17 protein-coding genes and 2 pseudogenes are annotated in these 25,644 nt (G+C 66.2%); 7 read left to right on the top strand and 12 right to left on the bottom strand.

Going from position 1 to position 25,644, the window contains the following annotated elements; all coding sequences use genetic code 11:
- Positions 1 to 38: 38 nt before the first annotated feature.
- Positions 39 to 1,442 carry an adenylosuccinate synthase gene (locus IL252_RS06865; RefSeq protein ID WP_208627411.1) on the top strand — a complete coding sequence of 468 codons (1,404 nt, stop codon included), beginning with the start codon at positions 39 to 41 and terminating at the stop codon, positions 1,440 to 1,442.
- Between the two features lie 33 nt (positions 1,443 to 1,475).
- Here the strand turns inward: IL252_RS06865 and IL252_RS06860 are convergent.
- The 3 genes and pseudogenes from IL252_RS06860 to IL252_RS06850 all read right to left on the bottom strand — a co-directional run.
- Positions 1,476 to 1,820: pseudogene (locus tag IL252_RS06860) on the bottom strand (hypothetical protein); the annotation flags it as partial.
- A gap of 137 nt (positions 1,821 to 1,957) precedes the next feature.
- Entirely contained in the window at positions 1,958 to 2,458 is a 501-nt protein-coding gene (gene cgi121, locus IL252_RS06855) for a KEOPS complex subunit Cgi121 (protein WP_208627409.1), read from the bottom strand.
- Positions 2,458 to 4,890, bottom strand: coding sequence for an ATP-dependent DNA helicase (locus IL252_RS06850; RefSeq protein ID WP_208627408.1), 2,433 nt, complete (start codon positions 4,888 to 4,890; stop codon positions 2,458 to 2,460). The genes cgi121 and IL252_RS06850 overlap by 1 nt, the downstream gene beginning before the upstream one ends.
- 101 nt (positions 4,891 to 4,991) lie before the next feature.
- On the opposite strand from IL252_RS06850, the gene IL252_RS06845 reads away from it, so the two are divergent.
- Positions 4,992 to 5,237 carry a ferredoxin gene (locus IL252_RS06845; protein WP_153554767.1) on the top strand — a complete coding sequence of 82 codons (246 nt, stop codon included), beginning with the start codon at positions 4,992 to 4,994 and terminating at the stop codon, positions 5,235 to 5,237.
- 106 nt (positions 5,238 to 5,343) lie between these two features.
- On the opposite strand, the gene IL252_RS06840 is transcribed toward IL252_RS06845, so the two are convergent.
- Positions 5,344 to 6,573, bottom strand: coding sequence for an MFS transporter (locus tag IL252_RS06840; RefSeq protein ID WP_244256918.1), 1,230 nt, complete (start codon positions 6,571 to 6,573; stop codon positions 5,344 to 5,346).
- Between the two features lie 456 nt (positions 6,574 to 7,029).
- On the opposite strand from IL252_RS06840, the gene IL252_RS06835 reads away from it, so the two are divergent.
- The 4 genes from IL252_RS06835 (at position 7,030) to IL252_RS06820 (ending at position 11,818) form a co-directional block, all read left to right on the top strand.
- Positions 7,030 to 8,418: an FAD-dependent oxidoreductase gene (locus tag IL252_RS06835; protein ID WP_170092945.1), complete on the top strand. Its 1,389-nt coding sequence runs from the start codon at positions 7,030 to 7,032 to the stop codon at positions 8,416 to 8,418.
- A gap of 87 nt (positions 8,419 to 8,505) precedes the next feature.
- Positions 8,506 to 10,002: an MATE family efflux transporter gene (locus IL252_RS06830; protein ID WP_208627407.1), complete on the top strand. Its 1,497-nt coding sequence runs from the start codon at positions 8,506 to 8,508 to the stop codon at positions 10,000 to 10,002.
- Positions 10,003 to 10,140: 138 nt separating this feature from the next.
- Positions 10,141 to 10,926, top strand: a complete 786-nt coding sequence (locus IL252_RS06825) for a hypothetical protein (protein WP_208627406.1) — start codon at positions 10,141 to 10,143, stop codon at positions 10,924 to 10,926.
- Between the two features lie 97 nt (positions 10,927 to 11,023).
- Positions 11,024 to 11,818: an NAD(P)-dependent oxidoreductase gene (locus tag IL252_RS06820; protein WP_208627405.1), complete on the top strand. Its 795-nt coding sequence runs from the start codon at positions 11,024 to 11,026 to the stop codon at positions 11,816 to 11,818.
- A gap of 218 nt (positions 11,819 to 12,036) precedes the next feature.
- Here the strand turns inward: IL252_RS06820 and IL252_RS06815 are convergent, their stop codons facing one another.
- Entirely contained in the window at positions 12,037 to 14,271 is a 2,235-nt protein-coding gene (locus IL252_RS06815; protein ID WP_208627404.1) for a bacterio-opsin activator domain-containing protein, read from the bottom strand.
- A gap of 159 nt (positions 14,272 to 14,430) precedes the next feature.
- Positions 14,431 to 17,070, bottom strand: coding sequence for a leucine--tRNA ligase (leuS, locus tag IL252_RS06810; protein ID WP_208627403.1), 2,640 nt, complete (start codon positions 17,068 to 17,070; stop codon positions 14,431 to 14,433).
- Between the two features lie 143 nt (positions 17,071 to 17,213).
- Here leuS and IL252_RS06805 point away from each other — a divergent pair, with 143 nt between their 5' ends.
- Positions 17,214 to 18,575, top strand: coding sequence for an NADH:flavin oxidoreductase (locus IL252_RS06805; protein ID WP_208627402.1), 1,362 nt, complete (start codon positions 17,214 to 17,216; stop codon positions 18,573 to 18,575).
- Here IL252_RS06805 and IL252_RS06800 read toward each other — a convergent pair.
- The 6 genes and pseudogenes from IL252_RS06800 to IL252_RS06775 form a co-directional block, all read right to left on the bottom strand.
- Entirely contained in the window at positions 18,572 to 20,158 is a 1,587-nt protein-coding gene (locus tag IL252_RS06800) for a hypothetical protein (protein WP_208627401.1), read from the bottom strand. The two genes, IL252_RS06805 and IL252_RS06800, sit on opposite strands and share 4 nt — an antisense overlap.
- Positions 20,145 to 20,906 carry an ABC transporter ATP-binding protein gene (locus IL252_RS06795; RefSeq protein ID WP_208627400.1) on the bottom strand — a complete coding sequence of 254 codons (762 nt, stop codon included), beginning with the start codon at positions 20,904 to 20,906 and terminating at the stop codon, positions 20,145 to 20,147. Before IL252_RS06795 ends, IL252_RS06800 begins: the two co-directional genes overlap by 14 nt.
- 63 nt (positions 20,907 to 20,969) lie before the next feature.
- Positions 20,970 to 21,176 (bottom strand): annotated as a pseudogene (locus IL252_RS06790) (2-oxo acid dehydrogenase subunit E2); the annotation flags it as partial.
- A gap of 121 nt (positions 21,177 to 21,297) precedes the next feature.
- On the bottom strand, positions 21,298 to 22,611 hold the full coding sequence (locus IL252_RS06785) for a PQQ-binding-like beta-propeller repeat protein (RefSeq protein WP_208627399.1): 1,314 nt from the start codon (positions 22,609 to 22,611) through the stop codon (positions 21,298 to 21,300).
- Between the two features lie 118 nt (positions 22,612 to 22,729).
- Positions 22,730 to 23,836, bottom strand: coding sequence for a hypothetical protein (locus IL252_RS06780; protein WP_208627398.1), 1,107 nt, complete (start codon positions 23,834 to 23,836; stop codon positions 22,730 to 22,732).
- 276 nt (positions 23,837 to 24,112) lie between these two features.
- Positions 24,113 to 25,642: a dihydrolipoamide acetyltransferase family protein gene (locus IL252_RS06775; RefSeq protein WP_208627397.1), complete on the bottom strand. Its 1,530-nt coding sequence runs from the start codon at positions 25,640 to 25,642 to the stop codon at positions 24,113 to 24,115.
- Positions 25,643 to 25,644: the final 2 nt, after the last annotated feature.

Genomic DNA, 25,644 nt, shown 5'->3' with positions numbered 1-25,644 from the left:
GCACCGATTTGTAGCGAGGGTAAAAATACCGGGGCGGTATGACCGTCACGATCATCGGCTCGCAGCTGGGCGACGAGGGGAAGGGCGGCACCGTCGATCTCTACGGTGAGGGTGCCGACGTCGTCGTTCGCTATCAGGGCGGCGACAACGCCGGCCACACCGTCGTCGTCGGCGACGAGACCTACGAACTCTCCTTGCTGCCCTCCGGCGTCGTTCGAGGGAAGACCTGCGTCATCGGCAACGGCTGTGTCGTCAACCCCGAGACGCTGTTCGACGAACTCGACGCCCTCCGCGAGCGCGGCCTCGATCCGGACGTGCGCGTCGCAGAGCGCGCCCACGTCATCTTCCCGTACCACCGGCGACTGGACGGGATCGAAGAGGAGGACAAAGACGAGGAGGTCGGGACGACGGGCCGGGGGATCGGCCCGACCTACGAGGACAAGGCCGGCCGGCGGGGAATCAGGGTCGGCGACCTGCTCGACGAGGAGGTGTTGCGGACGCGACTGGAGTACGTCGTCCCCCAGAAGCGTGCCGTCGTCGAGGACGTGTTCGGCAAGGAATGCGGCGAGGAACTCGACCTGGCGACGCTCTTCGAGACCTACAGCGGCTACGGCGAGCGACTCGCCGAGGAAGGGATGACCGTCAACTGTGGCGACTACCTCCAGTCTCGCATCGACGACGGCGACGAGGTGCTGCTCGAAGGCGCACAGGGGACGCTCATCGACATCGACCACGGGAACTACCCCTTCGTCACCTCGTCGAACCCGACCGCCGGTGGGGCCTGTACCGGGACTGGCCTCGGGCCGACCGAGATCGGGCAGGGCGAGATCGTCGGCATCGTCAAAGGCTACGCCACCCGCGTCGGCAGCGGCCCGCTGCCGACCGAGCTGGCCGGCGTCGAGGGCGACACGCCGGGCTACGAGGGCAGCGAGGGGCAGCGCGCCTCGGACCACGAAGCGGCGCAGCCGCTGAGTGATGCCGGAGAGCGCGAGGAGGAACTCGCGACCTACATCCGCGACGAGGGCGGCGAGTACGGCACGGTCACCGGCCGACCGCGCCGTGTCGGCTGGCTCGACCTCCCGGTGCTTCGCCACGCGACGCGGGCCAGCGGGTTCACCGGCGTCGTCGTCGGCCACATCGACGTACTGGCCGGCCTCGACGAGGTCCAGGTCGGCGTCAGCTACGATCTCGACGGCACCGAGATCGACACCGTCCCGCCGACGACCGAGGAGTGGGGTCGCTGCTCGGTGAACTACCGCACGTTCGACGGCTGGCCCGAGGTCGACTGGGACGCCGTCGCCAGCGAGGGCTACGACGCGCTCCCGGAGAACGCCCGCGACTACCTCGAATTCGTCGAGTCGGAACTGGACACGCCGCTGTACGCCGTCGGCGTCGGCCCCGGCCGCGACCAGACCATCGTACTGGAGAACCCGACGACGTAGCCCGGTCTCGTTCACCGACCGACGACGGCCGTATCAGAAGATGCCGGTGACGAAGCCGATCCCCATGACGACGAGGACGACCGCGGAGAACACGGGGAGATACGGCGCGTACCGCTCGACGCGTTCCTCACAGCGCTGGTAGCCCGCGATCAACAGTATCGTCAGCCCGACGATGCCGACGACGACCGTCAGCGCGTACGCACTCATGAGTTCGAGACACGCGTCCGAACCGGCACAGAGCGCGATGATCTCGAACTCTTCTTCGTGTGCGAACCCCAGGACGAACGCGAACCACGCGATTCCCAGGAGCCCACGGTCGGTGTCCATCTCTCCGTGCGCGTGCCCGCCGCCGACGAACGGGATCACCGTCTTCAGTCGATCGACGAGGCTCCGGTCCGCTCGCTCACGCGACTGGGCGTGCTCGTGAGTGCCGTCGATACCGTTCTGGGGTGATCGTCATACGTGACGAGAGACGGACACGTCTCGCACCCGCGACACGGACACTCCCGTCGGCGTCATCGCTCGACGGTCAACAGCGCGACCCGCTCGGCGACGAGATCCGAGAGCGTGCCACTGGTCGCCGCCAGCTCGGCCTCGTTCACGTCGAAGAACTCCCGCACGAGCTCCTCGTCGTACCGACCGAGCGTCTCGCCCGGTTCGAGCAGGGCGCTGACGGCGTCGGCGGCCGCGCCCTCGCTGCCCTCGCCCGAGGGGTCGTGGACCACGACGACGGCGGGCTGGCTGCCCTCTCCGACACCTATCGCCAGCGCGCGGTTGATCTGGCGGCGACCGGCGGCGTACAGCAGGATCTCGACGGCCCGGTCGCGGGCGATCGACTCGCCGCGGTCGAACGCGCGATCGGCCAACTCGACCGCCCGTTCGAGGTGCCGTCGGTCGACGACGTAGCGGGCGTCGAACGCCTGGACGACGACGCCGTGATCGTCGCCCAGCGATCCGAGTCGCTCGACGAACTGGTCCACGTCGTCGACGGTCGCAGTGCCCTCGATCACCTGCATCAGAAATCACCCAGGCTGGTCTGGTCGTCTGTCGTCTCCTCGTCGTCCGTTCCTCGCTCGTCGCCGTCGCTTCGCTCGTACGACACGTCCTCGGAGGGCTCGACGCCGTCCATCGACGGATCGCGGTGGCCGGCGTTCTCCAGGACGTTCTCGGCGGTCTTGGCCCTGCCTCGCAGCGCCGCCAGCACGACCGACTTCTCGGCGTCCCGGAGGTCGGCACGGCTCTCGATGCCGGCGTCGAACAGCCGTCGTGCGCGCTTGCGCCCGACGCCGCGGACGCCCGCCAGGTCGACTAGCTCTTCGCGGACGCCGTGCTCGACTCGGGTCCGGGCCCGCCGGATGGCCGGCGCGGCGTCGAGCCCGAGTTCGCTCGCCAGCGACTCGGCGGCCCCAAGCAACCACTGGGCGGACTCGACCTTGCCGCGGATGTCGCCGGGGCCGACGCCGTAGCGGTCGGTGATCTCGTCCTCGTCGACCTCGCTGGCCCAGTCTTCCAGCAAGCGTGCGGTCTTGAGCGCGGCGAGCCAGTCCTCGAACCGGTCGTCTTCGAACTCCGACGGCATCCGCCCGAGGAACTCCGCCTCACGTTCGAAGGCGATCTGGCTGTACTCCTCTTCGTCGCCCGAACGGAGGTACAGCTCGTACATGTCCGGGGTGCGCGCGACGAGGTGGTACAGTCCCATCGCAGTCGGGTCGTTGACTGCCTCGCCGTCGCCCGCCTCGTCGGCGAGCTCGCTCGCGGTCGTGAAACCGGCCGGTTCCTCGCTCGCGTCGTCGCCGCTGGCACCAGAACCACCGCCCGACCGCAGGCCGTCGATGATCTCGGCGGCACTCATCGGATCGAGGTAGAGCCGGGACACGGTGTGGCCCAGCGAGGTCGCCGAGAGCTCCTCGCCATCACGCTCCAGAAAGTCGTTGCGCTGCAGGTAGCCCAGCACCTCGTCGACGACCCGTGCCAGCCGGCCGCTCTCGTCGGTCTGGGTGGCATAGAGCGTTCGTTCGAGGAACTCGAGCAGCCCGTGCCGAGAGCGGGCGAACCCACTCGCGACCGTCGCCAGCAGGTGAGTCCGCAGCGCCGGCTCGGCGGCCAGCTTCGACTGGACCGGCTCGGGATCGGCCCAGACGTACCGGTCGAACAGCTCGTCGAGTTCGTCGTGGCTCGCGGCGGGGATGATCGCCTCGCCGTAGGGGTCCAGCCCCGGCCGGCCGGCCCGCCCCATCATCTGGTGGACTTCGAGTACCGAGAGGGGCTGCATTCCGCCAGCGGTGCCGTCGTAGCGTCGCCAGTCCCGGACGACGACCCGGCGGCTGGGCGTGTTGACTCCCGCCGCCAGCGTCGGCGTGGCGCTGACGACCTTCAGCAGGCGGTCGCGAAACGCCTCCTCGACGAGTTCGCGGTGTCCCGACGCCAATCCGGCGTGGTGAAATGCGGCCCCGTCGGCGACGGCGTCGGCCAGGTCGTCGCTCGTCTCGGTGTCGCTCACGTCTCTGATCTCCGCGGCCACGTCCGCGAGTTGCTCTCGCTCTTCCGGAGTCAGGGCCTCGCGGGTGACGCTGGCTAGTCGTCCCGCGGCGGCCTCCGCGTTGCGCCGGGAGTTGACGAACACCAGCGTCGAGCCGTCGTCGTCGAGGGTGTCCCGGACGATGGCGGCGGTCTGCTTCTCGCTATTGTGGACCGGCAGCTCCGACTGGCTGCCGTCTTCGAGGTGCAGCGCCTGTCCGAAGTGGACCCCCTTCTTCAGGGAGATCGGTCGCCAGTCCGAGTCGACGAGTTCGGCGTCGAGCCACTCGGCGAGCACGTCGGCGTTGCCGATCGTCGCCGACAGCGCGACCGTCTGCATGTCGGGGTTGATCCGTCGCAGCTTCGCGAGGGTCACCTCAAGCGTCGGCCCGCGTTCGGCGTCGTCGACGAGGTGGACCTCGTCGCTGACGACACAGGCCAGGTCGTCGAGCCACGGCGCGTCGTTGCGCACCAGCGAGTCGACCTTCTCGCTGGTGGCGACGACGATGTCCTTGTCGGCGAGCCACCCGCCGTCCGACTCGTAGTTGCCCGTCGAGACGCCCACGTCGAGCCCGTACTGCTCGAACTGCTCGAACTCGGCCTGCTTCTCGCTGGCCAGCGCCCGCAGGGGAACGATGTACAGCGCCGTACCGCCGAGAGCGGTGCCGTCGCCGTCTGCGGCGGAGTTCTCCGGATCGTCCCGCGGACGCACTTCGCTCGTTCCGGCGGCGTCCGTGATCGCCGACAGCATCGCCAGCTGTGCGATCAGGGTCTTGCCGCTGGCGGTCGGGATGCTGGCGACGAGGTTCTCGCCACGCGTGACGCCGGCCTCGACGGCCTCGGCCTGCGGTGGGTACAGTGCCTCGATCCCCGCCGACTGCAGGTGCTCTGGCAGCCACGACGGAACACCTGGCAGGTCCGCAACGTCCATTACGCTCCGATTGGCCCCTGCCGTGGTTTAAACTGTCGCCCTCGCGTCGCGGTCGTGGCCGATGGCGACAGCACTTTGCCCGAGAGGCCGCAAGCGCGGGTATGCGAATCGAGTACGATCGGGATACCTGTATCGGGATGTTCCAGTGCGTCGCCGAGTGGGACGCCTTCGAACGCGACGAGGACGCCGGCAAGGCGGTGCTGGCCGACAGCGAGGAGACCGACGACGGCGTCTTCGTCCGCGAGGTCCCCGACGGCGCGGAACTCGACGCGAAGTTCGCGGCCCGCTCCTGTCCCGTCGACGCGATCGCCGTCTACGACGACGACGGCGAGCAACTGATTCCCTGAGCGATCAGCGACGACCGGACCGTTCGCAGGATGCCGTAGAAGTATTCACACCGTAGTTGTTGCCACCACGGTGCTTGTCGAACCCGCTGGTAAGTCGGCGTCCCCATCATCGTTCTTGCTTGACAGGAGGCTCCCACAACAGAATTCCAATGGAGATAGCAATAAGTACGACACCATCCACGGCGAGTGCGAACGATGGGGTGACAACATCGGAGATGACACCACTGCCGAGTTGGAACGGGACGACTGCCAGGCCACTGACCATGGCCATCGCGCTGAGAACAGTCGCTCGTCCCATTGTCTCGATACGGTCGTTGATGTACTGACCGGCGAGTGATCGCGTCACATCAGACAATCCTCGAATCAGCAGGAACGCCGGCAGAGCGAGAACTGGGAAGAAATACAGTCCGACCAGTGCTCCGCCGACACCGAAGGGCAATACGAGAAACCACGTCTGAAGTCCGAGACGAGCTCGAATCGCACCAGTGTAGTAGCTCAGTCCCGCCCCGAAGAGGCTGTAGGCTGCGTAGAACCACCCGAGTAGTGATTCCACCTGTGTCTCGGACACACCGAGGTCGAGGACGACCGACTCGAATATCGGCTGGAGGAACACGAACACCAGGTACGTTACCGACGCGTAGAGCACGTAGTAATAGAGGACGAACGCCCGGATGTCACGTCGTGAGAGGACCTGTTTGACGATCGAAACTGTCTGGCGAAGGCTCAAGTCGGACGTGTCTGCTTGCTTGTAGGTCTCCGGTTCGTCTATCGTGAGGAGGATCAAAACGCCGAGTGTCGTCATCGCCGCAGCGACGAACCACGGATACGAAAGATCGATACTCCCGAGATAGCCACCGACGATCGCCGCACCCGCACCGATCGCCAGTGAGACTGACTCACCCCGACCACGGACGTGTGCAAACTGATCTTCCGAGAGGTCGTCCGTGAGCGTATCGTACAACCAGGCGTCTTCGCTTCCCGACCGGAAGTTGTAGCCCATCGACCAACAGATATACAAGACAGCTAATGGCAAGAACGAATTCGATAGCCCAATCCCGACAAGTGTGGCTGAGATGATGACTGTGCCGATGAGGAGACTGTTTCGACGTCCAACACGGTCACCAATGTAGCCAGTCGGGATCTCCCCCGCCAGCGTTGTCAGGTTGTATATGGCTTCCAGAATAGCGATTTGGGTGAAATCGAGACCTTGTGCCAGAAAGAAGAGATACATGACTGGCCGATAAAATTCGACAGCCTTTGTCGACTTGTAGAGATAATATTTCAGTACACTTCTCGGAGGGAGATCTCTTTGTGACATCCAGAACAGCACAGCCATACAGAGCATCGAAAAAGTAGTGGTATCACTGTTATGATATGACAATCGTCGCAATTAGTAATACTACTTGGTCAAATGACGGTTTTTCTCTCTACTGACCGATCCAACTGATACTGCCGGCTGTAACTCTGTGAAGAATTTTGCGACCACGGGATCGCGAATATCTTGAAACAGTTATAGCCGGCAGTATGAGTGTGGTAACTGCTCTATACCACAACAGCCCCATCACGAGAGCGAGCCCTCGGGGACCGCGATCGAATGGCGTTGCATTCGACTGCACATCTGGATTAAACGCACCACGTCGTAATTGCCTATTTGTGTCGAATTTCCGAGCGGACACACTGTCAGCGCGAACGTGTTATCTTACACACAGATTGGCGAGTAGAGAGGCTTAAATAGCACAGATCGTACACTTGGGGTGTGAGCGGTTCGCACTGCGGTGGCTAGGAACTAATCATGACAGAGCAATACGACCTCGTTATCGTCGGCGGTGGGATCAGTGGCGCATCGCTTCTCTACACGGTCGCGAACTTCACCGACATCGAGAAGATCGCGCTCGTCGAGAAGGAATCGGAGATCGCGGCGATCAACTCACACCACACGAACAACTCCCAGACCTTGCACTTCGGTGACATCGAGACCAACTACACTCTCGAAAAAGCCGAGCAGGTCAAGGAGGGCGCGGAGATGCTCGCGGGCTATCTCGAAAACGTGGACCCGGACCGCGAGCTGCACAGCAAGCGCTCGAAGATGGTGCTGGCCGTCGGGGACGAGGAGGTCCAGAGCCTCGAAGACCGCTACTACGAGGAGGGCTTTGGCGACCTGTTCCCCAAACTCGACGCCATCGACCGCGACGAGATCGCCGAGATCGAGCCGAAAGTCGTCGAGGGCCGGGACCCGACCGAGGAGATGCTCGCGCTCCAGACCCCGGACGGTTACGTCGTCGACTACGGCGACGTCTCCCACTCGTTCGTCGAGGACGCCAAGGAGATCGACGGCGTCGACGTGTTCACCGGCACCGAGGTCACCCAGATGGACGACACCGAGGACGGCTACATCTTCCAGACCGACGCGGGCTGGTTCGAGTCCGACGCGGCCGTCGTCGCCGCCGGCTCTCACAGCCTCCAGATCGCCAAGGAGATGGGCTACGGCGAGGGGATGTCGCTGCTGCCGGTCGCCGGGAGCTTCTTCCTGGCCGACGACTTCCTCAACGGCAAGGTGTACACCCTCCAGATGAAGAAGCTGCCCTTCGCGGCGGTCCACGGCGACGCCGACGTCCACGACGACTCGGTCACGCGCTTCGGACCGACGGCCAAGCTCGTCCCCGCGCTCGAACGCGGCGAACTCTCGACTGTCAGTGACTTCTTCGACGTGTTCGGCCTGAACGTCCACTCGTTCCTCAGCTACGCCAACATCCTCGCCGACCGCATCCTGCTGCCCTACGTGCTGAAGAACCTCGTCTACGACCTGCCCGAGGTCGGCAAGCGGGCCTTCCTGCCCCACGTCCAGAAGGTCGTCCCGACCGCCGAACTGGACGACATCGACCGCGCGAAGGGGTACGGCGGCGTCCGGCCACAGATCGTCGACACCGAGAACAAGACGCTGGACATGGGCGAGGCCAAGATCACCGACGACGACGTGATCTTCAACATCACCCCTTCGCCGGGTGCCTCCACGAGCCTGAAAAACGCCATGCGTGACACCGAGCACCTGGTCGAGGCGCTGGGCGACGACTACGAGTTCGACAAGGAAGGGTTCCGCTCGGCGACCATCGAGCACTTCCCGCGCGCCGAGACCGCCGACGAGGACGACGAGCAGGCGAAAGCGCCCGCACAGGACGACTGAACGCCGTCGCCGTTCGCTGATTCGTCCCCGACGCTTTGCACATCGCCAGCGAAACTATCAGTACCGTTCGGTCCAGATTTCGTCTCGATGGTCCGTCGCCGCCTCGCGCAGCTGGTCGCCTGGCTCTCCACACTCCCCGGCCGGTTCATCGACGGCTTTCCGGCACTGCTGTCCCGGTACGGGCTGGTCGACCGCGACAAGTCGACGGAGGCGCTCGACCTGGCTGCGCCCGTGATGGTCACCGGCGGTCTGCGGATCTTCCTGCGGATCGCGGACTTCGCGATGGTCGGACTGGCGCTTGGCGACGCCGCCATCGCCGGGCTGGAGCTTGGCTTTCAGTACTACTTCATCGGCTTCGGGCTGTCGCTGGCTGTCACCTCGGGAACGATCAGCGTCGTCTCCCGGCTCCAGGGCGCTGGCGAGGAAGCGCGGGCGGACCTCGCGGTCAAGCAGTCGCTGTGGCTCGCGCTCCTGATCTCGGCACCGCTGACCGTCGTTTCGTGGGTGTACGCCGAGCCGCTGGTGGGGCTCCTCACGAACGATCCCGACGCGATCCGCTTCGGGGGTATCTACCTCTCGATCGTGATGCTGTCGCTGGCCCCCCGGTTCTGGAGCATGGTCGCGGCGCGGGCGCTTGCGGGCAGCGCGGACACCCGGACGCCGATGTACGTCCGCCTGTTGACGCTACCGACCAACATCGTCCTCAACGCCGTCCTGATCTTCGGGCTCGGCCCCGCGCCGCGGCTGGGGATCGCCGGGGCCGCCGTCGGGACCGCCGTCGCCAACACGCTCGCGGCGGCCGTCTTCTTCGCGCTGCTGGTCTCGGGGCGCTACGTCGTGACGCTCCGACTCGGCGGCCGCCAGCTGGATCTGGACCTGCTGACCGAGATCGTCCGCGTCGCGCTCCCGCTCTCGGGGATGCGCCTGCTCCAGACGTTCGCGCGCTTCCCGTTCCTGTTCGTGCTGGGCGTGCTCGGGACGCCGACGGTCGCCGCCTTCGCGATCGGCCGCCGCGTGATGTTGCTCGCGTTGATGCCCGCCTGGGGGTACTCGACGGCCGCGAGCACGCTCGTGGGCCAGTACGTCGGGGCCGGCGACGACACCGACGCCGGAGAGTACGGCTGGCAGACGGTCCGGATCGCGCTGGTCACCCAGCTGCTGATCGCCGCCGTGCTGGTGGTCTTTGCCCGTCCCATCTCGCTGCTCTTCGGGACGGAGTACCCGGACCTGACGGTCACGTTCATCCGCGTGTTCGCGCTGGCGGTCGCCGGCTTCAGCGTCTCCCGGACGATGCGTGGCAGCCTCCGCGGTGCCGGCGACACGCGCTGGCCCCTCTATGGCACCTTCGTCGGTTCGTACCTCTATCGCATCCCCGTCGCCGTCCTCGCGCTGCCGGTCGGCTTCGCCGTGACGATCCCCGTCCTCGGGATCACCCTCACGCCCGGCATGGGCTGGGGGCTGCCCGCCATCTTCGCCGCCATCGTCGGCGACTACTACGTCAAGGCCGCGGTCAACACCGGGCGCTTCTGGACGGGGAAGTGGCGTGCCGTCGCCCGTGCGTCGGGGGTCGGTGCGGACGATTGACCAAGCGCAAACTCAAGCTTTAATTGCCGACACATCCCACTCACGTCCATGAGCAACCCAACGAAGATCGTCCTCGGGACCATCGCCGTCTCGGCGCTGCTGTCCCTGGCACTGATCGCGAACCTCGCGCTCGCGTAGATGTTCAGCGAGCGCTCCCTCGACGGGGAGCTGGCGACCGTCCGCGAGCGCCACGCGCCCGACGCGCTCGTACTGGACTGCGAGCGGGACTTCGAGACGCTGGACCCGGCAGTCGCCGAGGAGCTCCTGCTGGTCACCGACGACGTGGCTCCGTTGTCCTACCCCGACGAGTGGATGTCCGACGACGCGCCCGCGGAACTGCACGCCTTCGCGTCGAGTGACTTCACCGTCGGCACGCCCGGCGACGGCGGCGTCGCCTGGACGCGCCAGACCGACCCGGCGGTCGTGTTGGTCAAGCCTCGCCTGGCGGGCTCGCCGGACGACTTCGTCGAGTTCCTGCTGGCCGAGGCGCTGGTCGCCACTGGGCTGGGGGTTCCCGAACAGTTCCTCGGCTTCTTCGAGGAGCGGTACCGGTCGTTCGCGGCGGCGACGGCCGACCACCTCTCGCCGGCCGGCACCTACCAGCTCGCGGCGGCGGTCTTCGACGCCTTCGTCGGCCTGCAGACGCGCCCGGTGTTCGCCGACTGGGAGGGCGACCTGCCGGTGCTGTTCGACGCGTGGGTCGACGCGGGCGAGCGCCTCGAACCGCGCCTCGGCGACCTCTCCGGAGAGGTCGCGATGGGCCAGACGAAGTTCCCCGCGGCGGCGGAACTGGCCTGCTCGGCGATCAAACACGGCGTCGAGGTCCCGGCTCCGTTCGCAGCCCTCGACACCAGCGCGTACGGCGAGTACGGCCCGGAATACGCCGTCACGTGGGCCGAGAAGACCCTCGCCGAGCTGAGCTGAGGCCGCCCACGATCTCTGCTTCGGGAGTGGCGACGGTCGGCACGGCCGGGCGACGCCCTCCACTGGATTCAAATAACTGCCAGCGCAACCACGAGCAATGAACGCGCTCGTCACCGGACACGCGGGGTACATCGGCGGTGTGCTGACAGAGCAACTCTCGGCGGCCGGCCACGAGGTCGTCGGCTTCGACAACGCGGCCGACCCGGCCGACGACATCCGGGACGCCGACCGCGTCGAGGCGCTCTTCGAGACCGAGGAGTTCGACGTGGTCTACCACCTCGCGGCCGACGCCGACGTGTGGACCGATGACTGGCGACACCTCGTCGAGAACAACGTCATGGGGACGGCGACCGTCGTCGGCGTCGCCCGCGAACGCGACGTGCCGGTGGTGTTCGCCTCCAGCATCGCCGCTGCCGACCAGGTCAACCGCTACGGCCACTCGAAGCACCTCGCGGAGGGAGCCGTCAGCGAGTACGACGGGGTCACGACCGTCCGGTTTCCCAACGTCGTCGGCGGTCCCGCCCCGCGCGGACAGGCCCAGGACATGATCGAACAGGCCCTCGACGGCGAGATCGAGGTCTGGGGCGACGGCGAGATCGTTCGCCCCTACGTCGACGTGGGCGATCTCTGTGCCTTCCTCCGCGAACTCGGGACCGGCTCTTTCGCCGTCGACACCCCCGCTGCGGTCTCGTCGTACACCTTCACGAACGCCGCGGTCGGCGAGTCGATCCAGTCGATCGTCGCCGAGGAGACCGGCACCGAGCCCGCGCTGTCGATCGTCGACCGCACCCCCCCATCGCCGATGGAGCTCTCGGCCGACGACATCCGCCTGCGAGAGCCGACACCCATCGAGGCGTCGCTGCGCTCGCAGATCCGGGCTGCGATGGAGTAATTGCGCTCTCGCTGGCACGCATCGCTTCCGTCCACCGCTCCCGTAGCCCGCGCAACCGACCGTGCCCTGGTGGATGAAAGGGCGAGGCGCGCCTCGCGTCGTCTGTGCAGGCCCTATCCGAGCCTCGCGAGGATATCCTGCACAGACGGCGTCGAGCGGGCCGAGGGCTTTCGAGGTGGTCGTCTCTGTGGCAGCGACGAACTCTAGAGCAAGTCGTCCTAGTAGCCGCCCTCGAACAGCTCTTCGAAGACCTTGTGCTGGGCGGCCCGGAGGTGCTGGTGGTAGGTCGGCCGAGAGATGTCCATCCCCTCGGCGAGTTCGTCGCCGTCGACCTCGCGGGGCCACTCGAAGAAGCCGCCGAGGTACGCCGTCCGGAGCGCCGTCTCCTGTCGATCGGTGAACCGTTCGGCCAGCGCGGCGCGGAACTCCTGTTGGGTCTGGACGGGGCGCTCGTGCTCGTGGTAGCCGACCAGGTCCGTCGAGTCGTAGTTGTCTTCGACGAGCCCGAACACCTCGCGGGCCTCCGCCTCGTAGGGGAGTTCGATGTTGTAGCGGGCGATCCCGTTCTCGCTGACGATCGACTTCGGGACGGCCCCGTGGTCGACGAGCGTCGCGATCAGCGACTCCGTGACGGTCACGTCGAACAGCGCCTCGTCGTCGTGTTCGGCCACCCGGCTCGCGGACTCGACGGCGTCGTCGGCGTCCAGCACGGCCATCACCTCGTCGGTGTCGGCGTCCTGTGCGGTGAGATACAGCCGCAGCGAGCCGTCTTCCTGTGTCACGGTCCCGGCGGAGGCGATCGTCCCGCCGGCTCGACCGGAGAGGCGCGACAGTAGCAGGTCCCGGTCGTCGACGGTGAACTCCAGTTCGATCACCTTGTTGGCACTGAGGATTCGGCCGCTCTCGATGGCGTTGATCGCGTTCGCGACGGCCCGGCCCAGCGCTTGCAGGACGACCTTCTCTCGCTGGTCGAAGGCGTCGGTCTGGTCGGCACAGACGTACAACACGCCGTAGTTCGAGTCCGTGTACGACAGCGGGATCGCCATCACCGACCGGACGCCGTTCTCGGCGGCCGACTGGAACCAGCCACCGGCGTCTTCGAGCGCGGCTCCCTCCAGTACTTTCGGCCCCTCGCATTCGAGCGCTTGCGCGCCCGGCGTGTCGCCGTCGATCGGTTCGGCCACGTCCGCGACGTCGACGGGTGGCTCGCCGTCCGAGGAGGTGGCTGGGCCGCCGGGCTGACTGCCGGCCCACTCGCGGGCGCTGATCGTCTCGGCGCGCACGTCCGGCCGCCCCAGCCACGCGAAGGTGTACGGTTCGACGGCGACGAGCTGCTCGCAGACGCCGGCCTCGACCTGCTCGCGCGTGGTGGCTTCGACCAGCACCTCGACGGTGTTCTGGATCAGCCCGTTGATCCGTTCGAGGATCGTCTCGATGCGCTCGCGGGCCTCTCGGACCTCTTGCTCGCGCTTGGCGCGGTTGCACGCCGCGGCGGCGTTGATCGCCAGCAACGCGGCCACCTGCCGGTCGTTCTCGTCGAAGGCCCCCACCGTGGTCGAGGCGACGGTCAGGGTCCCGTGGACGCCGATGGGGAAGTACATCGCCGAGCGGACCGGCCCGAACTCCCCGTCGGGGTCCTCGATCGTTCGCACGTCGTCGTAGACGGCGGGTTCGCCCGAGGCGAAGACGGTGCCGGGCTGGCCCTCGTCGAGAGCGTACACCGGCCGCTCGGGGAGCTGCTCGTCGGTTGCGTCGGTGGTTGCCGTCGGCCGCAACACGCGCTCGTCGGCGTCGTACAGCCGGACAGCACTCAGCTCGAAGCCCAGCACCTGCCGGGCCGCGTTCGCGACGATGTCCGCGACCGACTCCCGGCTCGGAGCCTGCATCAGCGATCGGGAGGTCTCCTGTAGCTGTGAGATCAGCTCTCGGTGCCGCCGCCGATCGGAGATGTCCCGGACGATCCCGACGACGCCACGGAACTGCCCGTCGTCGAACAGCGCCGTCACGTGCTCTTCGCAGGCGATTGGCTCGCCCCGCTTTGGCTGTACCGAGAGGTCGAAGGTTTGATCGAGATCCTCTGTCTCCCCGTTGCGCAGCGCCGCCAGCGCCGCCTCGGTCCGTTCGCCGGTCTCTCGGTCCTTGATGCGGCTGGCTGGTTCGCCCTGGAGTTCCGTCTCGTCGTAGCCGGTCAGTTCGACCATCGCCTCGTTGACGAACGTGAACTGTCCGTCCGCGTCGAGGACGTAGACGCCGTCCTCCAGCGCCCCGACGATGCCGGCGTACTGATCGACGCTCGCGCCCTCGATGGCGGCATCGACGCCGCCGTCGGTCACGACCCGCGTTTCTCTCGCGCGTTCGGTCCTCGGTTGCTCGCCGCGCCCCCCGGCGTCGGCGTCACTCTTCCCCACGGCCTCGCCGTCGGCGGCGTCTGCCGCCTCCTCGTCCGGCCTCATACCTAATACGTTAGTGTGTTCGAGTACTTAAGCGGATCCCCGGCAGTCGCACGTGCGCTCGTCGAGAGAGTGCGATTCACCCCTTCGGTTCCAGTCGAACCGTCCCGTTCGTCCGACCGACGGCCCGCGCGTCCAGCGATGCCCTCGTGTCGGAGTCGCTCACTCGATGTTGATCGCCGGCCGTCCCGGCTCGGCTTTCCGGACCAGCTCGGGGTCGGCGTCCTCGCCGGCCCGCACGGTCACCTCGGCGTCGAACTCCTCGGCGATCAGCCAGCGAGCGCGCGCGAGCACCTCGGCCTCGGTCGCGGCGTCGAGGGTCTCGGTCAGGGTCTGGAGTTCCGCCTGCAGGTCCTTCGCGTAGTCCGGTGCGCCGTCCTCGCCGCGGAACCGCTCGTCGCTCATGATCTCGCCGACGAGGTTGTCGCCGTCGAACTCGCGAGCGATCGCGTGGGCCTCGAACTTCCACTCGGGTGCGACGGCGATCTCGACGTGGCTCGGGTCTTCGATGTCGGCCACGTCGACGATCTGGCGCACGTCCTCGCGGGTGTCCTCGACCAGCTGGCGCTCCAGCTGGTGTCGGTCGAGATCGCCGTCGACGGTCGGCCACTCGGCCTCGGCGACGAAGCCCTCGTCCGCGTCGGTGAGCTTCGCCCACAACTCCTCCGTGACGTGGGGTGCGACCGGCGCGAGCAGGCGAACGATCGTCGACAGCGCCGCCTCGACGGTCTCGGCGTGGGGCTCGGTGGCCTCGGCGTAGCGGTCCAGCAGGGAGAGCAACTCTCTGGTCTCGCGCAGCGCTTCGGTGAACGTCAGGTTCGCGTAGCTCTCGTCGGCGATGGTGGTGACCCGATCGATCTCGCGGCGGACGTAGTCGGTCACGTCGCCGGCCTCGCCAGCGGGCGGTGACTCGACGTAGGCCTCGACGGCGTCGTACAGCCGCGTCAGGAAGCGGTGACTCGAGGCGACACCCTCGTCTTTCCAGTCGAAGTCCCGCTCCGGGCGGGCGGCCTGCATCATGAACAGCCGCGCGGTGTCGGCCCCGTACTCCTCGACGATGTTCTGCGGGGAGACGACGTTGCCCTTCGACTTGGACATCTTCTCGCCGTCGAGCTGGACCATCCCCTGCGTGACGAGGTTCTGGAACGGCTCGCGGTGGTCGAGCAGCTCCAGATCCGAGATGGCCTTGGTGACGAAGCGAGCGTACAGCAGGTGCATCACGGCGTGTTCGATGCCGCCGACGTACTGATCGACGGGCATCCAGTCGTTCGCGCGAGCGGTGTCGAACGGCCCGTCGTCGCGGTCCGGCGCGGTGTACCGCAGGAAGTACCAAGAGGAGTCGACGAAGGTGTCCATGGTGTCGGTCTCGCGTTGGGCGGGGCCGCCACAGTCGGGACAGGTCGTCTGGACGAACTCGTCGACCTCGTCCAGCGGGTTCCCCGTGGTCTGGACGAACTCGGGGAGTTCGACGGGGAGGTCTTCGTCGGGCACCGGCACCGCGCCACAGTCCTCGCAGTGGACCATCGGGATCGGCGTCCCCCAGTAGCGCTGCCGGGAGATCCCCCAGTCGCGCAGTCGGTACTGCTTGTCGTGGCGCGCACCGGGCAGGTCCTCCTCCAGCGCGCTCCGGGCGTCGGCGCTGGTGTAGCCGTCGTAGTCGCCGGAGTTGACGAGCACTCCGTCTTCGGTGTACGCCGCGTCCTCGACGTCTGGCACGTCACCGTCTGCGGGCTTGACGACCGGCTCGATCGGCACGTCTTTCTTGCTCGCGAAGGCGTGGTCACGCTCGTCGTGGGCGGGCACCGCCATCAGCGCGCCCGTCCCCACGTCCGAGAGGACGAAGTCCGCGACGAACACCGGGATCTCCTCGCCCGTCGCGGGGTTCGTGGCGGTCAGGTCGGTGGCGACGCCGTTTGGCTCGTCGCCGTCGGGATCTGCCTCCTCCTCGACGAAGTGAGCCACCTCCTCGTCGGAGTCGGCCAGATCCTGTGCGATTTCGCTGTCCGGAGCCACCGCGAAGAAGGTCGCCCCGTGGATCGTGTCCAGCCGCGTCGTGAAGATCTCGACCTCGCCGTAGCCGGAGACCTCGAAGGGGACCCGCGCGCCGTGCTGGCGGCCGATCCAGTCTCGCTGCATCGCGCGGACGCTCTCGGGCCACCCCGACAGCTCGTCGATGTCGTCGACCAGCTCGTCGGCGTAGTCGGTGATCGTCAGGAACCACTGGTCGAGGTCGCGCTGGGTGACGGGCGTGTCACAGCGCCAGCACAGCTCTGCCTCGCCCTCGACCTGCTCGTCTGCCAGCACCGTCTCACAGGAGGGACACCAGTTGACTTCCGACCCTTTGCGCTCGACGAGGCCCTCCTCGTGGAAGCGCTTGAACAGCCACTGGTTCCACCGGTAGTACTCCGGATCGCAGGTCGTGACCTCCCGGTCCCAGTCGTAGCCAAAGCCCATCTCGCTCATCTGGGCCTTCATCGACTCGATGCACTTGCGGGTCCACTCCTCGGGGCTCGTGTCCCGCTCTTCGGCGGCGTTCTCGGCGGGCAGTCCGAACGAGTCCCACCCCATCGGGTGGAGCACGTCCTCGCCCTGCATGCGCCTGTACCGGGAGTAGGCGTCCGTGATCGTGTAGTTGCGGACGTGACCCATGTGGAGGTTGCCGGAGGTGTAGGGGAACATCGCCAAGACGTACTCCACGTCCTCGGCGCTGTCGGGGGTCCGGAACACCTCGGCGTCGTCCCACTCGGCCTGCCACTTGGGCTCGATCGCGCTCGGATCGTACCCGCTCGAACTGTCTGACATCGTTCTTGTTGGCCCCAAGAGTCCCGGGGACTAAATGAGTAGCTGGTTCGCCCGCGCGTGACCCTCCCCGCCGGCTCCGATTGCTTCCGAGACGACTGCCAACGACCCGCACACTTACGCTCGTTCGGTCCGACGATCGGACGATGGCGCGACTCGACGAGCCGGTCGACATCGGCGGCGTCACAGTGCCCAACAGACTGTATCGCGCGCCGCTGCTGGAGTGTGCGGGCAACGGTCCCGACGCCGTCGACACGCTGATCGACGAACTCGAACCGACGGCGGCGTCTGGCGTCGGCCTCGTGTTTCAGGGTGCGAGCATCGTCACGGCAGACGGCGGCTGTGCCGCGCCCAACATGACGCGCGTCCACGACCCCGCGTTCGTTTCCCGACTCGAACGGCTCACCGGTGCCGTCCACGACCACGGGGGTCGGATCTTCCTCCAGCTCGCACAGGGCGGACTCCGCAGCATGGCGGTGTGGCACGCCGGCTACCGCAGCGAGCACCCGCAGCTCGAACAGCTGGCCGTCTCGCGGCCGCCGTGGCTGCTCCGGGTGCTCGACCGCGCGGGGCTGATCGACCTCTCGCCTCGCGTCCTCGACACCAGCGAGGTGTACGAGCTGGCCGCCCAGTTCGGCCGAGTGGCGGGGTCCGCCGCCGACGCCGGCTACGACGGCATCCACCTCTCGGGGGCGAACATGAGCCTGCTCCAGCAGTTCTGTTCGCCCTTCTTCAACCGGCGAGACGACGAGTTCGGCCCCGACCCCGGCGAACCGGCCGCGGGCGGGCGGCGGTTTCTCGAAGCGATCCACGACGCCGTCCGCGAGCACGCCGCCGACGTGGCGCTGGTGACGAAGGTGCCCGCCGAGACCGCCGCGCCGGCCTTCGTCCGCCGGCACCTCTCGTTCGACGACGCCGTCGGGCTGGCGAGCGATCTCGTCGCGGCGGGGTACGACGCCGTGGTCCCGGTCGCGGTGTCGACGTTCTGGGACATGAGCATCGTTCGTGGGGCCTACCCCGAGCGGGCGTGGTCGGCTGCGGACCTGCGAGGGGAGTACGCGGCGGCGTTCGGCGGCCCGCTCCGGGCGCGCGTCGTCGCGCTCCTCAACCGCTTGCAGGCCCGCCGGTTCGACCGCGAGCCCGGCTGGAACGCCGACCTCTGTCGGGCGGTGCGCGAGCGGGTCGACGTGCCCGTGCTGTGCGAGGGCGGGATCCGCGAGCGCGCGACCTGTGACCGACTGCTCGGTGCGGCCGATCGGCCGCCGGCCGCGGATCTGGTCGGGATGGGGCGGCCGTTCTACGCCGAGCCGCGACTCGGCGCGCGCCTGCTCGCCGGTGCGGACGCGCTGTGTGCCAGTTGCAACAACTGTACCGTCCCGCAGGTGGCCGGCGAGCCGGGTCGGTGCCGGACGCCAGCGGTCGTCCGCGAGCGCGCTCGACTCGCCGACCGGGGTGCTTACGACCGTCCCGGCGACGCCACCGACGAGTCGGGGCCGTCCGGCGACTAGACGTCGTCGAGCGTCAGCCGATCGAACTTCCGGACGGCGTAGTAGTAGCCGCCGACGCCGGTCGTCGCGAGGACGGCCAGATAGACGATCCAGGCTCCGACCAGCAGCAGGCCACCCCCGTCGACCGAGAGCCAGACGAGTGCGAGGCCGATGCCGACCACCACCAGCGTCCCGAAAAAGTAGGTGAGCGTCCCCAGCGTCGAGGGGTGGGCGCGCTCGACGTTCATGTACTCGCTGCGTTCGAACTTCGGGACGATGGCCCCGACGCCCAGCGCCGTGCCGGCCGCCGCCAGCAGGACCACGGGGGTCAGGAGCGTCCGTCCGAGCACGCGGAGGGGCGGATCGCTCACGAGCCCCAGCGGGAGCCCGACGCCGACTGCGACGATCCCGCCGACGACGAGTCCGCCCACCACCCGGCCCCGCAGGAGGTGTCTCGTCGAGGCCGTGCTCGTCAGCAACAGCGGGAGCTGCTCGCGGTCGTCACCCATCGGATTCAGACAGAAGGTCGCGCCCGCGAGGACGCTCCCGGCGACGACGGCGGCGCCGGGACCGAGATCGGTCAGGAGGTCGGGCTGCGTGACGAGGCTCCCGGCGAAGGCCAGCCCGCCGAACAACACCATCGAGAGGTGCGAGACGAGCTTCGGGTTCCGGCGCGTCCGCAGGAGGTACCGCCAGGCGATGCGCGTCGAGGGCGTCGCCGCCAGGACGCGCGGGGCAGACCGACTCGTCGTCTGCTGGTCGCCCGACTGGTCGCCGCGGTCGTCGAACAGGAGCGCGCTCTCGATGCGCAGCGTCGCCGCCAGCCCCACCGGGATCGCCGCCAGCGTCACCGCGGCCACGACGACGCCCAGGGGCCGGGGCGTCGCGCCCAGCGGTGCGCTGACGACGCTGGCGTAGGCCTGGAGGGGCTGTCCCGGTAGCAGCGCCGACAGCGCCGGCCCGTCGCCGTCGCCCATCACCGCCGGGATGGCCGTCTGGAAACCGACGAAGACGGTGCCCGCGAGGACGACGAGCACGACCGCCTTCGCCCACGCGGAGAGTCGCGAGAGCAAGCCGAGATAGCGGACCGTCGCGCCGATCGTCCGGCCGACGACGAGTCCGGCCACCAGCAGCGGGAGACTGGCGGCGAGCACGAGCAGCGCGGGCAGGGGCGTCCCAGCGCCGGCCGCCACCATGACCAGCAGGACGACCCCCGGAACGACGGCGAACGCCGTCGCCTGGAGCGTCTCGCTGGTGAACCGCCCGATCACGACCCCCTCCGGCGGGATCGACGTGCGCACGAGCGGCCCGATCGCCCCCACGCGGGTCTGGTTGATCGCCGTCGCGGCCCCGAAGTACAGCCCGATCGTGAGCGCGCTCACGAGGACCGTTCCGAAGCGCGCCAGCGGCGGATCGCCGCCGGCCAGCCCCGCGCCGAACGCCAGGACCTGCGACAGGAAGGTCAGCGGGAAGAACAGCCCGAACGAGAGCACTCCGACGACGACGCCGATCAGCTGGCGGCGGTTGCCCGCGATACGGCGGATCTGTGCCCGCAGCTCGGTGCGTGCAAGCACCGCGCCGTCCCGCAGGTCACTCTGTCGCATAGGCCTCGCTGGCGTCGCCGGTCAGCGCGAGGAAGGCGTCTTCGAGGTCCGCACCGCCCTCGGCCTCGACCGAGCCGATCAGCTCTCCCGGCGGCCCTTCCGCGACGAGGCGGCCGTCGTGGAGCACGCCCACCTCGTCGGCGATCTCCTCGACGACGGGGAGGATGTGCGTCGAGAGGAAGACGGTCGTGTCATCGGCCGCCAGCTCGACGATCAGCTCGCGCAGCGTCTTGGCCGCCCGCGGGTCGAGCCCGGAGGTCGGCTCGTCGAGGAAGACGACGCCGGGATCGTGCTGGACGGCCTGGACGAAGGCGGTCTTCTGGCGCATCCCCTTCGAGTAGCCGTCGACCCGCCGATCGAGGTCCTCGCGCAGCCCCAGGCGCTCGCACAGTCCCAGCGCCCTGTCTGCGACCTGCTCGAAGGGAACGCTCCGGAGATCGGCGGCAAACGCCAGTTGCTCCCGCCCGGTCAACTCCTCGTACAGCGGGGGCTCTTCTGGCAACAGGCCGATCCGATCGACGAGCTGGCGGCGGTCGTCACTCGGCACGCCCGCGACCGTGGCCGTCCCATCGCTGGGCTCGACCAGTCCGGTGAGCATCCGCATCGTCGTGGTCTTGCCCGCGCCGTTCGGGCCGAGGAAACCGTAGACGACGCCGTTCGGGACCGTCAGATCGAGTTCGGCGACGGCCGTCGTCGAGCCGTACCGCTTGCTCAGTCCGTCCGTGGCGATGGCCGGGGACACTGTCATTGTCGGTCCGTCGGGTGTCACCGAGGAATGTCTTCGGGTCGATCGCCGTGTCGCTCTCGTCGGCTACTCCAGCAACATGCGACGGGGCTCGGCCAGGAACTCTTTGAGCGTGTTGACGAAGCGGGCGGCGTCGGCCCCGTCGATGACGCGGTGGTCGATCGCCAGCGAGAGCGGGAGGGTCGATTTCGCGACGACCTCGCCGTCCCGTGCCACGGGTCGCTCTTTCAGCGCCCCCGTGCCGAGGATCGCCGTCTGGGGTGCGTTGATGATCGAGATCGGTATACCTACATTCAGTCCCAGCTGGCGGTATTGATCCAAGACGAGACAGGCAGGGTGAGACGAGGATGGCTAGACCAACCCATCGAGGAAACAGCATTTCTGAATGACGAACTTATTCCGGTTCGCTGCCAGTGGTGTCACTATTGTTGGTACCACTATTTTTGGCACCCGTCTTCGACCGACGCAAGAGGTATCCGATACCGAGCAATCCAGCTACTGTTGCGACTCCCCAATTTTGTACGGACAGTTCCGGCAGTGGCAGTTCAGACCGTGCATCGCTGCTGAGGGCGTAGACGTTTCCGTCGTTGCTCCCGACGTAGACTTCTTCGTTTACTACTGCAGGGGAAGACTCGACGCGTCCATCGGTTTGGAAGGCCCAGCGTTGTCGCCCGCTTTCGGCGTCAACCGCGTGCAGTCCCGAGTCGTCGGAACCGACAAAGACCGTCCCATCGACCACAGCTGGCGACGACTCAAGTTCATCACCCACGTCCAGGGTCCACTCGGTGGTTCCGTCAGCGGCCGAGAGAGCGTACAGCTTCCCGTCGTAACTCCCCACGTACACCGTTCCATCGACGACCGCAGGAGACGCCTCGACCCAGTAGCCGGTTTCATGTCGCCAGCGTTCGCTTCCGTCATCGGCGTCGAAGGAATATATCCGATTATCGTCGCTGCCGACGTACACTGATCCATCTACGACGGCTGGCGGGGACCCGATTGGACCGCCGGTCGACGAGGACCACAGCTCTGTCCCCTCGTTCGCGTCAATTGCGTAAAGGGTACTGTCTCGACTACCGAAGTAGACCGTCTCGTTGGCGATGGCCACACCAGCGGTGCCAAAGGGCGGCTCAACTGGGTCGGTCTCAGTAAACGTCCATCGTTTTGATCCGTCGGCAGCGTCAAGTGCGTATACCCACTGGTTGTCGTCAACAACGTATACAACATCGTCGACCACTGTCGGGGACGCTGAAATCCAATTTGATGTCTCGTAGCGCCACATCTCGTCGCCCGTCTCCATGTCTATCGCGTACGCGGCGCGGTCTGAACCGTTGCTGCCAACGAAGAGGGCATCGTCGACGACGGCTGGAGAAGAGAGGACACGCCCGTCCACTTCGAACTGCCAGATGGGCGTCCCGTCTCTCTTGTCGAGTGCATAGAGCATTCCGTTGTGGCTACCGACGAAAACGGTTCCATCAACGACAGCGGGGGATGATGTTACTGGCTCTTCTGTCTGGAACGACCAACTGATTCCGACCTCCATCGCTGGTCCCTGATTCTCTTGACCGTTACCAGTATTAGCCGCGTCGAAACCGAATTCCTGCCATTCCTCTCTCTCCGACGCTGACGATGCAGTTTCGGTCCCAAGGAATGTTCCGGTCAATAGAGCTCCGTTACGGATTACCTCACGACGGGTAGTGAAGTCATTCATATATTCATTATATGATCTGTTCTATCATAGTACTTTATTTAGGAAAGTCTCAAGATTTCGGATTCGATACTCTCTCTGGGAGAACACCGTGTTCTCACCAGGATCGGAAATTATGGCTTTACCAAGTAAATTCTATACTCTTGTCAATATTATAGCGCAAGAAAGCGTCGTACTTCGTTTTGAGGTCAATATTCGCGAATGTTCCAGATGTGTCATAGACATCTGCGACCGCTGCACTGTTCATTCGGACTGTACTTTGCCGAAGGTCGTTGCTGATGTTGTAGTCGTGAACGATTTTCTCTGGTCCGAAGACATCGCTATTGTCGGTCACTTGGAGATCCGAATCTGTTTCGGAGTCGCTGTATCCGAAGTTTAGTACTTTATCAGATGATACATTAACCTCGAATCCGGATGAACCGGACCCAATCGTATTACCTGGTCCATAATTTCGGGGTTCAACATCGACTTTACGACGCCCAAAGGGAGTGGTTTCCTTGAAATCGATTTTGGCCTGGGCGCTATGATTCGACCATTTCCCTTTCAGCCTGTATCCTGCTGGATCCATGCTAATGAGCGTACGAACCCCATGCTTGTCTGAACCTTCAGGACTTCGCCATTCGACGTTCCAGCCGGTTTTGTTTTGATAACCGACGCGCGAATTATTGCTTTTATCAACCAGCTTCCAATCGCTCCAGTCTACTTCGACTTCTTGCGGTTGGATGCCATCGTCGGTCGATTTTTTGATTGCGTTCCGGCTTTCTGCGTCTTCTTTCGCCATTTGATGTGCTGCAGAGACTAATTCTTCATCGCTGACCTCCTCTGCGTATTTTGCGTGTTCTGCGTGTTCTTCCTCACCCATCGGCTCGAGAGGGACAGTGATCACATGTTCTGATGTACCTCCGTCTACAACATCGAAATTATAGGCTACTATAACATCTCCATCGAGCACTTGGAGAGACGATCGGCCCGCATTAAGCCGCTCTGTTTTGGCTGTAGTCCCATGGCTGCGTCCCCCTCCGTTTGATGCTGCGAGATCACGGACGATCCGCTCTCGTTTTTCTTCGATCTCCGCCGGTTTTATCGGATCATCTTTGTTGCCCCGAAGGCGCAAACTTGATTTTTTGCTTTGAGTCTCTCTCGCTGCGGAAGCAGTGCTACCACTCACGATTGTACCCAATGCTATACCACTCTTTTTGAGGAAATCTCTTCTAAAGTTCTCCTCCATATTCATGAATTTCGGACGATAGTATAAATATATTATGAAATGGAGACATCAATTCAATATAAAAAATGCTTATTTACTTCTTGGCGGTACTACTGTCCCCTCAGTGTTATAGTGACGATCCTCAGCACGTGGGTACTAAGAAGGCAATTGAGTGAATGTCGGCAACCCAAATTGCTGTCGGCAAGTAATGACTGAGGCGGACGTAGCCGTCCGCCCACTTGATGATCGTACGAGCTATCAACGACAATCAGACCGAATTTGTCGATTGAAGAGTCCTCACTCCAGCAACAGGCGACGGGGCTCGGCCAGGAACTCTTTGAGCGTGTTGACGAAGCGGGCGGCGTCGGCCCCGTCGATCACGCGGTGGTCGATCGCCAGCGAGAGGGGGAGGGTCGCCTTCGCGACGACCTCGCCGTCCTGCGCGATCGCTCGCTCTTTCAGCGCCCCCGTGCCGAGGATCGCCGTCTGGGGTGCGTTGATGATCGGGTCGGCGTACTCACCGCCGATCGCGCCGAAGTTGGTGACGGTGAAGGTCCCGCCCTGCATCTCCGATCGGTCGAGGTCGCGGTCGCGTGCGCGGGCGACGAGATCGTTCACCTCGCGGGCCAGTTCGAGCAGTCCCTTCTCGTCGACGCGTTCGACGACGGGGACGACGAGGCCGTGGTCGGTCGCCGCCGCGACGCCGAGGTCGACCCGGTCGTGGTAGACGATCTCCTCGGCGTCCGTGTCGAGTTCGCTGTTCAGGATGGGGTGGCGTTCGAGTGCCGCGGCCACGCACTTCAGGAGCAGCGGCGTGTACGTCAGGTCGACACCGCGGTCCTCGGCCAGTGGTTCGAGCCGCTCGCGGGCGTCGACCAGCCCCTCGACGACGGCCCGGTCGTGGTGGGTCGCGTGCGGGATCTCTCGACGGGACTCGGCCATCCGCTGGCCGATCGTCCGCCGGATCCCCTGGTACGGTTCGCGCCGGCCTCCCGTGGCCGCCGTCCCACCCTCGCCGTCCGCGGGTTCGGTCTCCGTGCCCCGTCCCGTGGAGCCAGTGGCTCGCTCTCGCTCGGTCTCGTCGGCCGACGCGGCGAAGGCTCGCACCGCCGCCTCGTCGACGTAGGGCTCGCCGTCGCGGCGTTCGTCGGTCGGGACGGCGTCGATGTCGACCCCCAGATCGTCGGCGAGCCTGCGGGTCGCTGGCGTTGCCAGCGTGTGGTCACGGTCGGCGTCGCTGTCGACCGCCGAGACTGCCGACTTCACGACGGGTTCGTCCGTCGATTCGTCGTCTCCGACGCGTCTGACGGCCGACTTCACGCCGCCGTCGTCGCTACCGTCGCCGTCGTCGACCCGACTGACGGCGGATTCGATCTCGCTGTCGGCCTCGCCGTCCTCGTGGGCGGCTCGCACGTCGCTCTCGGTGATCCGGCCGCTCGGCCCGCTCCCGTCGACGGCGGTGATCTCGACGCCGAGCTCGCGGGCCAGCCGCCGGACGTTCGGGGGCGCGAACACGCGCTCGTCCGTCCCGGCGGGCTCGTCGTCGCTCGACTCGTCGGTGGCCGGAGCCGCCGCCGCTCTGTCCTCGCCGTCGTCGGTCGCGATCGACACGACGACGGCACCGGTCTCGACCACGTCGCCGGGCTCGTAGTGCAGTTCGCGGACGACGCCCGCGACCGGCGACGGCACGTCGACGGCGGCCTTGTCCGTCTCTACTTCGGCCAGCACCTGGTCTTCTTCGACGCGGTCGCCCGTCGCGACGTGCCACGCCAGTATCTCCCCCTCGGCGACGCCTTCCCCGAGGTCGGGGAGTTCGAACTCGAACATGG

Origin of the sequence: Halomicrobium sp. IBSBa (genome assembly GCF_017612575.1) — an archaeon.
In the GTDB taxonomy this organism is placed as follows: domain Archaea; phylum Halobacteriota; class Halobacteria; order Halobacteriales; family Haloarculaceae; genus Halomicrobium.
The sequence above is the reverse complement of the archived record's forward strand: the minus strand, read 5'-3'. Positions and strand labels throughout refer to the sequence as shown.

Bases quoted from the DNA above. Each gene is read 5' to 3' on its own strand.
- IL252_RS06865 (WP_208627411.1), top strand. From the start codon at position 39: ATGACCGTCACGATCATCGGCTCGCAGCTGGGCGACGAGGGGAAGGGC.
- cgi121 (WP_208627409.1), bottom strand. From the start codon at position 2,458: ATGCAGGTGATCGAGGGCACTGCGACCGTCGACGACGTGGACCAGTTC.
- IL252_RS06850 (WP_208627408.1), bottom strand. From the start codon at position 4,890: ATGGACGTTGCGGACCTGCCAGGTGTTCCGTCGTGGCTGCCAGAGCAC.
- IL252_RS06845 (WP_153554767.1), top strand. From the start codon at position 4,992: ATGCGAATCGAGTACGATCGGGATACCTGTATCGGGATGTTCCAGTGC.
- IL252_RS06840 (WP_244256918.1), bottom strand. From the start codon at position 6,573: ATGGCTGTGCTGTTCTGGATGTCACAAAGAGATCTCCCTCCGAGAAGT.
- IL252_RS06835 (WP_170092945.1), top strand. From the start codon at position 7,030: ATGACAGAGCAATACGACCTCGTTATCGTCGGCGGTGGGATCAGTGGC.
- IL252_RS06830 (WP_208627407.1), top strand. From the start codon at position 8,506: ATGGTCCGTCGCCGCCTCGCGCAGCTGGTCGCCTGGCTCTCCACACTC.
- IL252_RS06825 (WP_208627406.1), top strand. From the start codon at position 10,141: ATGTTCAGCGAGCGCTCCCTCGACGGGGAGCTGGCGACCGTCCGCGAG.
- IL252_RS06820 (WP_208627405.1), top strand. From the start codon at position 11,024: ATGAACGCGCTCGTCACCGGACACGCGGGGTACATCGGCGGTGTGCTG.
- IL252_RS06815 (WP_208627404.1), bottom strand. From the start codon at position 14,271: ATGAGGCCGGACGAGGAGGCGGCAGACGCCGCCGACGGCGAGGCCGTG.
- leuS (WP_208627403.1), bottom strand. From the start codon at position 17,070: ATGTCAGACAGTTCGAGCGGGTACGATCCGAGCGCGATCGAGCCCAAG.
- IL252_RS06805 (WP_208627402.1), top strand. From the start codon at position 17,214: ATGGCGCGACTCGACGAGCCGGTCGACATCGGCGGCGTCACAGTGCCC.
- IL252_RS06800 (WP_208627401.1), bottom strand. From the start codon at position 20,158: ATGCGACAGAGTGACCTGCGGGACGGCGCGGTGCTTGCACGCACCGAG.
- IL252_RS06795 (WP_208627400.1), bottom strand. From the start codon at position 20,906: ATGACAGTGTCCCCGGCCATCGCCACGGACGGACTGAGCAAGCGGTAC.
- IL252_RS06785 (WP_208627399.1), bottom strand. From the start codon at position 22,611: ATGAATGACTTCACTACCCGTCGTGAGGTAATCCGTAACGGAGCTCTA.
- IL252_RS06780 (WP_208627398.1), bottom strand. From the start codon at position 23,836: ATGGAGGAGAACTTTAGAAGAGATTTCCTCAAAAAGAGTGGTATAGCA.
- IL252_RS06775 (WP_208627397.1), bottom strand. From the start codon at position 25,642: ATGTTCGAGTTCGAACTCCCCGACCTCGGGGAAGGCGTCGCCGAGGGG.